Annotated in this window: 8 protein-coding genes; 3 read left to right on the forward strand and 5 right to left on the reverse strand. The window is 41.2% G+C overall.

The window, feature by feature from the left end; genetic code table 11:
• Nucleotides 1-114: 114 nt before the first annotated feature.
• A complete protein-coding gene (gene asd, locus GBI16_RS12795; protein ID WP_086209987.1) occupies nucleotides 115-1,233 on the reverse strand; it encodes an aspartate-semialdehyde dehydrogenase in 1,119 nt (372 codons plus the stop codon).
• A gap of 185 nt (nucleotides 1,234-1,418) precedes the next feature.
• Here asd and GBI16_RS12800 point away from each other — a divergent pair, with 185 nt between their 5' ends.
• Nucleotides 1,419-2,528 (forward strand): endonuclease/exonuclease/phosphatase family protein, encoded by a 1,110-nt coding sequence (locus tag GBI16_RS12800; protein ID WP_086209986.1) that lies wholly within the window; start codon nucleotides 1,419-1,421, stop codon nucleotides 2,526-2,528.
• A gap of 278 nt (nucleotides 2,529-2,806) precedes the next feature.
• On the opposite strand, the gene GBI16_RS12810 is transcribed toward GBI16_RS12800, so the two are convergent.
• From GBI16_RS12810 to GBI16_RS12825, 4 genes are all read right to left on the reverse strand, one after another.
• Complete coding sequence (locus GBI16_RS12810; RefSeq protein ID WP_086209985.1) at nucleotides 2,807-3,754, reverse strand: lauroyl acyltransferase; 948 nt, start codon at nucleotides 3,752-3,754, stop codon at nucleotides 2,807-2,809.
• A gap of 320 nt (nucleotides 3,755-4,074) precedes the next feature.
• Nucleotides 4,075-4,302, reverse strand: coding sequence for a hypothetical protein (locus GBI16_RS12815; RefSeq protein ID WP_228147004.1), 228 nt, complete (start codon nucleotides 4,300-4,302; stop codon nucleotides 4,075-4,077).
• A gap of 208 nt (nucleotides 4,303-4,510) precedes the next feature.
• Nucleotides 4,511-5,023 (reverse strand): FUSC family protein, encoded by a 513-nt coding sequence (locus GBI16_RS12820; RefSeq protein ID WP_086209983.1) that lies wholly within the window; start codon nucleotides 5,021-5,023, stop codon nucleotides 4,511-4,513.
• A 164-nt stretch (nucleotides 5,024-5,187) separates the two neighbouring features.
• Entirely contained in the window at nucleotides 5,188-7,089 is a 1,902-nt protein-coding gene (locus GBI16_RS12825; RefSeq protein ID WP_086209982.1) for an ATP-binding cassette domain-containing protein, read from the reverse strand.
• Between the two features lie 35 nt (nucleotides 7,090-7,124).
• Between GBI16_RS12825 and GBI16_RS12830 the strand changes: the two genes are divergently transcribed.
• Together GBI16_RS12830 and GBI16_RS18835 are read left to right on the forward strand one after the other, a co-directional pair.
• A complete protein-coding gene (locus GBI16_RS12830) occupies nucleotides 7,125-7,370 on the forward strand; it encodes a SlyX family protein (RefSeq protein ID WP_004692513.1) in 246 nt (81 codons plus the stop codon).
• Between the two features lie 12 nt (nucleotides 7,371-7,382).
• Nucleotides 7,383-7,707, forward strand: a 325-nt coding sequence (locus tag GBI16_RS18835; protein WP_215900686.1) for a hypothetical protein, incomplete at its 3' end; no start/stop codon positions are given.

The raw sequence follows: 7,707 nt of genomic DNA on the forward strand, positions 1-7,707 counted from the left end.
GCAAAGCGAAAATTATAGATTAGCGAGTTGTGTGTTATTTGTAAAACGTTAACATCGGGGTTACAAAAAAAAGCCGATCAAGTGTGATCGGCTTAATACTTTAGCGGTAAATGCTTAAGTATTTTTGTAGTCAATCAGGATGCGGAGCATACGACGTAAGGGCTCTGCAGCTCCCCAAAGCAATTGATCGCCGACAGTGAAAGCACCTAAGTACTCTTTGCCCATATTCAATTTACGTAGACGGCCAACAGGAACTGTTAATGTGCCTGTTACCGCTACAGGTGTTAAGTCAGTCATAGATGCTTCACGGGTATTTGGAACCACTTTTGCCCATTGGTTCGCGCGACGTAACATATCTTCGATTTCATCGAGTGGCACGTCTTTCTTCAGCTTTAAGGTTAAAGCTTGAGAGTGACAACGCATCGCGCCAATACGTACACAATGACCGTCAATCGGAACGATTTGCTGGTTGCCCAAGATCTTGTTGGTTTCAACTTGACCTTTCCATTCTTCTTTCGACTGACCGCTGTCTAATTGTTTGTCGATATAAGGAATGAGTGAGCCTGCTAATGGCACGCCAAAGTTAGCAGAAGGGAAACCTTCGCCACGTTGTAATTCCGCAATTTTAGAGTCGATGTCTAGAATTGGAGAGCGTGGGTCATCTAACAAATCTTTGGTGTTGTTGTACAAATAGCCCATACCAGAGATCAGTTCACGCATGTTTTGCGCACCAGCACCTGACGCTGCTTGATAAGTCATCGAGGTTGCCCATTCCACTAAATTGTTTTGGAATAAACCACCTAAGCCCATCAACATCAGTGAAACAGTACAGTTACCGCCCACGAATGTTTTGGTGCCGTTCACTAAACCATCTTTAATTACGTTCATGTTGACAGGGTCAAGTACGATGATGGCTTCATCTTCCATACGCAGTGTAGATGCCGCATCAATCCAATAGCCTGTCCAGTTTTCCGCTTTAAGCTTCGGGAAAACTTCTGAGGTATAGTCGCCACCTTGGCAGGTAATAATGACATCCATTTGCTTCAGACTGTTAATGTCTGATGCATCCATAAGTGCTGGGGCAGTTTTACCGCCAAACGCAGGCGCTTCACCGCCAGCATTACTGGTAGAGAAGTAAAATGGCTCAAAATGAGCAAAATCATTCTCTTCAACCATACGTTGCATAAGGACGGAACCAACCATCCCGCGCCAACCGACCAGACCTACTTTCATGTCACTTTGCCTCGGTGCGTTAAAAATTAAAAGGGGATTCGAGTGTATCAAAAGAGCGCTTAACTGCAAGCACTACACAATGAAAACAGCAATTATATTGTGCAATATATCTTGTTTATGTTACATGCAAAATTGATATTAATTTATGAATCTACAAAAAATTAAGAATATAAGAGTTGTTGCTTATGATCTGGGTTGAGTTGCTGGCATGTATTGTGATTTGGTTAAGCTTCTGGTCACTGATTCCACGTGATGAATGGTGGTTTCGTGGTGCAGATTTTCCACGGCTCCAGATTTTGGTATTGGGACTGATTGCATTTATTTTGATGTTGCTTTGGGATGCACCTTGGGATTGGGTACGTGAAGTCATTTTTCTGGGATTAATTGCGGCAGTGGCGTATCAACTCAAAATGGTGTTGCCTTATACCTTTGTATGGAAAAAGCAGGTTAAAACGGTTGCCAAAACAGAGTTACAGCCAGAACGCCAGATTTCTTTAATCGTATCGAATGTACTGACGCCCAATACCCAATACCATTTATTACTGCAACAGATTCATCAGCATCAACCTGACTTGATTTTGACTTTAGAGTCAGATGGACATTGGGAACAAGCTTTGGGTGAACTGGAAAATGACTATCCTTATCGGGTTGCAGTGCCTTTGGATAACTTGTATGGCATGCACTTATATAGTCGTTTAGTGCTTGAAAATATTGACGTTAAGTTTATTTTGAGCGATGAAATTCCTTCAATTCATGCCACAGCCATTCTAAGGTCAGGTCAGCCAGTACAGCTATATTGCTTACATCCGAAACCACCGAGTCCGACCGAAGCCAAAGACTCCACTTTACGTGATGCTGAATTGTTGATTGTTGGTGATCAGATTAAAGATTTGGATGAGAGTTGCATTGTAATGGGGGATTTGAATGACGTGGCATGGTCTCGTACCACACGCCTTTTTCAACGGATTAGTGGGCTGCTAGACCCCCGAGTTGGACGTCACTTTGTCAATACGTTTCATGCTGACTATCCTTTACTGCGTTGGTCACTGGATCATGTTTTCCACAGTACGGATTTTGCTTTAGTACAGATGCAGCGTTTACCCCATATTGGTTCAGATCATTTCCCCGTATATGTAGTACTGCAAACAGGTTGGGTGTTTGAGCAAGTACAAGAAGAGCTGGAACAGACCGAAGCCGATGAGCAAGAGGCGCAGGAGGCGATCGAAGAGGGAATTGAGAAAGCAGAACGAGAAGGTAAGCAGGTTACAGATGAAATTGCCAAAGATTACCAATAAACACATCAGGTGCTTGGATTTCATCAGTGTAAGATATGGCTTACAGGGATTTGGGAACCTGACGAATGGTGAGTCACTCGGTATGGCTTTATTCTAAGCTCATCAGCACATGGAGCGGGAATGGATCATCCCAGTATGGAAGTTGACGCTGATGGAAATCATCATGGATATGATGTAGGTATGGAACGCCACCGAATAAAACAAGAATAACATTGAAAGCACAACCTCATGTACCCGAGTTTTGCAGGACGCAGAACTCGGGTGATGACTTTTTATATTTAGCGTTTCTTAGAATAAATCTTCTCATGACCTTTTGGACGCGTTTTAAAGCGGCGGTGAAACCACATATATTGAGTCGGAGCAATGCGGAGTTGATTTTCAATAATTTGATTCACTCGCGTTGCGTCATCCAGCTCGTCTTCGCTAGGTAGGTTTTCGACCGCAGGTTCAATCAGCACTTTATAGTGTGGGTTTCGAATGTCCCCATCACGATAAAAATACAATGGAATAGCCGCAGCCTTGGTCATTTTCAATAAGCGACGATGTGCCGTAACCGTTGCTGCAGGAACACCAAAGAAGGGTGCCATCACGCCTTGTTTTAAACCAAAGTCTTGGTCTGGACTGTACCAAATGGCATGCCCATTTTTTAAGTTGCGAACCAAACCGCGCATGTCATCATGGTCGATTTGGTTTGCGTAAATGGTGGAACGGCAGCGGTAAATCAGCATATCCAACAGTAGATTATTTTGTGGGCGATAGACCACATCTGGCTCAAAATACTGTGCACAAAGGTAACCGCCTGCATCAAGCAAAGTCGAATGGGTCCCTAAAAGCAGCGCACCTTTACCTTCTGCTTGTGCTTTTTCAATGTGCTCTAAACCTTCAATACTGACACGACCAGTAAACCATTTTGGGCTATACCATGCATTCAGCGTTTCAAATACGCCCAGCATTTGGTCGACAAAAACTAAACGTGCATTTTCACGCACTTCTTGGGTAGACCATTCAGGAAAGCAGACTTCGAGATTACGAATGGTGGTGTCTTGGCGCGATTTGAGAAACTTAAAACTGAGGTTGCCTAAGAGGGTGGCCAGTCGGTGTTGAATTGCCCAAGGCAGAATTGCCAGTATCATAAGGAATACAATACCAATCCATATACCCCAATATTTAGGTTGCAGGAAAGACCATTGAAATTCACCGGGTTGATAGTCTGGCTGAGAACTCATAAATTGCGATAAGTGCTGAAAAAGAATGTTCTGAGTTTAGCATGAAGCATGTATGAAGGGACAAGCTGTGCTCGATGCCACCGCCATTCAAAATTGCGGATAATCATTGTTTAGAGACTTTGATAGGTGGGTTTTGAAAAGACAGGTGTACTGATAGAATTTATTTTTATTAACTAAAATTTTGATTATAAAAGAAATTTATAAGATTTCAAAATAGAAATTAAAACAACGAAGAAATGGGGCGGGAAAGGAATCAATATTAAAGGCTACATCGTGAGTAGCCTTTAATGACTAATGAGGGAATAAAGAATTCATGAAGATTATGATTTAGCAGCGGAAGTTTGGCCCTCTACTTTTTTGGTTGTCGTTTTAGCCACGTGCTGTTTTTTTGCATGATCTGTTTGCTGTTTCTTGTGGATTTGATGGGTGGCTACTTTTTGTTCTGTGGCTTTGTGAGTTTCATTTGGTGCAGAAGTTGCGGCCATTGCAGAACCTGCAAAAATTGCGGTAGTAAATGCTGCTAATACAATTGATGCTACTTTTTTCATGATCATTCTCTCTTTGAGTGTTTCGATATCTGATTAGATTCGATAGGTATATATTCAAGGATTTGTATGGAAAGATCATGGAGCCAATGTAGAGAAAAATAGTGCGATTGAAATGAATAATTGTAAGCTTTCAGTATTATGGTAAGTATCTCGTTTTTTTAAGAAATCATTAATTTTAATGTTGTTTGGGTGTTTTGGACATTCAGCTTTATTTGTAGCTGGTTTTAAATAGAAAAACAGAAAATTTCTCAATTAGATATGCAATGCTACAACCAATGAAACAATAAACAATCCGGAGTAGCGCACCGTCTATGGTGCGATGCCCGACATCATAAATCGTCACAATTAAGAAACTCGATAATGCAATGCCTGTATAGGCTCCTTCTCTAAAAAGGACGCAAACTAAACTGGTCATAAAAATACCTGTAATTAAAAAAAGATATTCTAAATTAATACTAAAATTATGAATAAATGCAGAGTGATCCATGGCGAGCCAGATCAGGATGCCGACAGCAGAGCCAATAAAATTCCCTATCAATTGGTTAAAATTAATCTTTTTACCTGAGTCCATTTGAATGGTTAAAAAGGCTGTCAATGATGCCCATAGAAAGAAATTGGTATCTTTATTACTATCAAAACAGAGCGCTAAAATGACAATGACGACTGCACATCCAAGTATTTTAAAAAGATAGAGTGCATTGCTCAGGTGGTTTCGGTTCATTATCATGCAAAAACCAGATAGATAAATAAAGTTGAAGAACTGTGCTGAATTATAAGGCGAATTCTTGGGTCTAACTTAAATTTTCGTATCTGATCTTTATTTGTAGATATATTTTTCGATAAAAAAACGCTGCGTTCAGCAGCGTTTTTGAAGAAAAAAATAAATTACTTCGTTAGGTTGTCTAGTTCTTCCCAACGTTCAAGTTTTTCAAGCAATAAGTCATCAATTTCGCTCAAACGATTAGACAGTTTAAGTGCTTTGTCTGCATCGGAGATAAAGAGCGAACCATCTGCCAATACAGCATTAATTTCCACTTGTTCTTTTTCCAATGCTTCCATTTCAGCAGGCAGTTGTTCGAGTGCGCGTTGATCTTTATAGCTAAGTTTTACTTTCTTTGGTGCTGCAGGCTCTGCCTCAGCTTCGGCTTTTGCCACAGCCTTTTTCACCGCACTTTTCTGATCTACTACAGTTTGGTCTGGGCGTTGCTGTAAATAGTCTTGGTAACCGCCAATGTATTCGTCAATATTGCCTTTACCATCAAACACCCACGTTGATGTCACGACATTGTCCATAAATGCGCGGTCATGTGAAATAAGCAGTAAGGTGCCTTTGTAGTCGGACAACATTTCCTCTAACAGCTCAAGTGTCACCATATCCAAGTCATTGGTTGGTTCGTCCATCACAATTAAGTTAGAGGGTTTAAGTAGTAATTTTGCTAAAAGAATACGGTTACGCTCACCACCTGAAAGGGCCTTCACCGGTGTACGTGCACGCTCTGGAGAGAACAAGAAATCTTGTAAATAGCTGTAGATATGACGACGGTTTCCATTCACATCGACATGGTCAGAGCCTTCTGATACGTTATCTTTGACTGATTTTTCAAGGTCGAGAGCATTACGTAATTGGTCGAAGTAAGCCACTTCCAATTGCGTACCGGTTTTCACAGTACCCGTGTGTTGTTGCTCACCTAAAATGGCTTTAATGAGGGTGGTTTTACCGACACCATTGTCACCTACCAGACCAATCCGATCACCACGTAACACCAATGCTGAGAAGTCGTTGATGATAGGTGCATCATTGCCAAAGCGAACGCTTAAATTCTCAATTTCAAAGACGACTTTGCCTGAGCGATTGGCTTCTTGGGTCGCCATGCTGACTTTGCCTTGCTGGAAGCGACGGGCTTTCGACTCTTCACGCAGTGCTTTTAAGGCACGAACACGGCCTTCGTTACGCGTACGACGGGCTTTAATGCCTTGGCGAATCCAAACTTCTTCTTCAGCTAAGCGTTTATCAAACAGTGCATTCTGCTTTTCTTCTGCTTCCATTTGCTGTGCTTTCAGTTCGAGGTAACGTGAGTAGTTACCTTCATAGCTGCGCAGAGTGCCGCGGTCGAGTTCAACAATTCGAGTGGCAATGCTGTCCACAAATGAACGGTCATGCGAGATGAACAGTAAAGTTAAATTATTTTGATCGAGTAAAAACTTTTCGAGCCATTCAATACTTTCAACGTCCAAATGGTTGGTTGGTTCGTCTAGTAATAGCACATCGGGTTGGGTAAGGAGTGCACGAGCAAGCAGCACACGACGCTTACGACCACCCGATAAATCGGCCAAATCAGCATCTGGGTCTAGGCCCATTTTACTTAAAATAGAATTGACTTTGGTTTCTAAAGCCCAGCCATCCAACTGATCTAGTTTGTGTTGTAGGTTACCCATGCGATCACACGCTTCCATGTCTCCGAGCACACAAGCATCACTGGCTTCATGATATGCTCTGAGTACATCCGCGGCTTCACCTGCGCCGTCTGCCACGATATCCGCCACTTTGCCCGAATCCATCGGTACGTCTTGCGCCAACATGGAAATGGTGATGCCGTTTTGTAGAGAAACTTCGCCAGAGTCGGCTAATAAACTTCCCTCGATCAGTTTAAGTAAAGTAGACTTACCCTCACCATTACGACCAATTAAACACACTCGTTCACCGCGTTCCAATGAAAAGTTCGCGCCGTCGAGCAAGGCAGGTCCACCAAACGCAAGTTGGACATCCCTTAAAGTAATATAGGCCATAATGTTTCCTGAAAAATCTCAAATGAGGACTTGAAGTGTCTAAACAACAAAATATTGATAATCAAGCGCCATTGTCCGCACCCATTGAAGATTTGCAAGTCCGAATTGCATTTTTAGATGATTTAGTTGAACAACTCAATGAACAATTGGTGATTCAAGGGCTGGAAATTGCTGATTTAAAAAAACAAATGCAAATTTTGTATCAACGTGTTGAATCTTCAGATTTGTCTGATGGAATTGCGACATTTGACCCGATGGCCGATCGTCCGCCACATTACTAGAAAGGATGAGATATGCTGAAAAAGTTTAGTGAAGCAATTGGTCACATTACTTGTTTTGCAACATTTCTTATCGTTTCTATAACGTTGAGTGGCCTAATATTTTTTGATTCTTTCACTAAAGGCCTAAAATACAATATATCTATTTTAGATATTGATTTTTATAGCTTATTAGTACAATTTTTAATTGTAAATCACTCTGGTCTCATAGGGTATAGTGTAAGTGTTTTTATAATACTCTTTATTTTTTTTGAGTTTTTTCCAAAAGCATTTAATTTTATTTTGGGCATTTTTCATTTTTTATATTTAATTTTACTAAAGTTTTTTAAAGGTTTGGTAT

The organism is Acinetobacter sp. TUM15064 (assembly GCF_008980265.1).
GTDB lineage: Bacteria > Pseudomonadota > Gammaproteobacteria > Pseudomonadales > Moraxellaceae > Acinetobacter.

What these genes read in the sequence shown, in the direction of transcription:
- GBI16_RS12800 (WP_086209986.1), top strand. Translation starts at nt 1,419, where the DNA reads ATGATCTGGGTTGAGTTGCTGGCATGTATTGTGATTTGGTTAAGCTTC.
- GBI16_RS12820 (WP_086209983.1), bottom strand. Translation starts at nt 5,023, where the DNA reads ATGAACCGAAACCACCTGAGCAATGCACTCTATCTTTTTAAAATACTT.
- asd (WP_086209987.1), bottom strand. Translation starts at nt 1,233, where the DNA reads ATGAAAGTAGGTCTGGTCGGTTGGCGCGGGATGGTTGGTTCCGTCCTT.
- GBI16_RS12810 (WP_086209985.1), bottom strand. Translation starts at nt 3,754, where the DNA reads ATGAGTTCTCAGCCAGACTATCAACCCGGTGAATTTCAATGGTCTTTC.
- GBI16_RS12815 (WP_228147004.1), bottom strand. Translation starts at nt 4,302, where the DNA reads ATGAAAAAAGTAGCATCAATTGTATTAGCAGCATTTACTACCGCAATT.
- GBI16_RS12825 (WP_086209982.1), bottom strand. Translation starts at nt 7,089, where the DNA reads ATGGCCTATATTACTTTAAGGGATGTCCAACTTGCGTTTGGTGGACCT.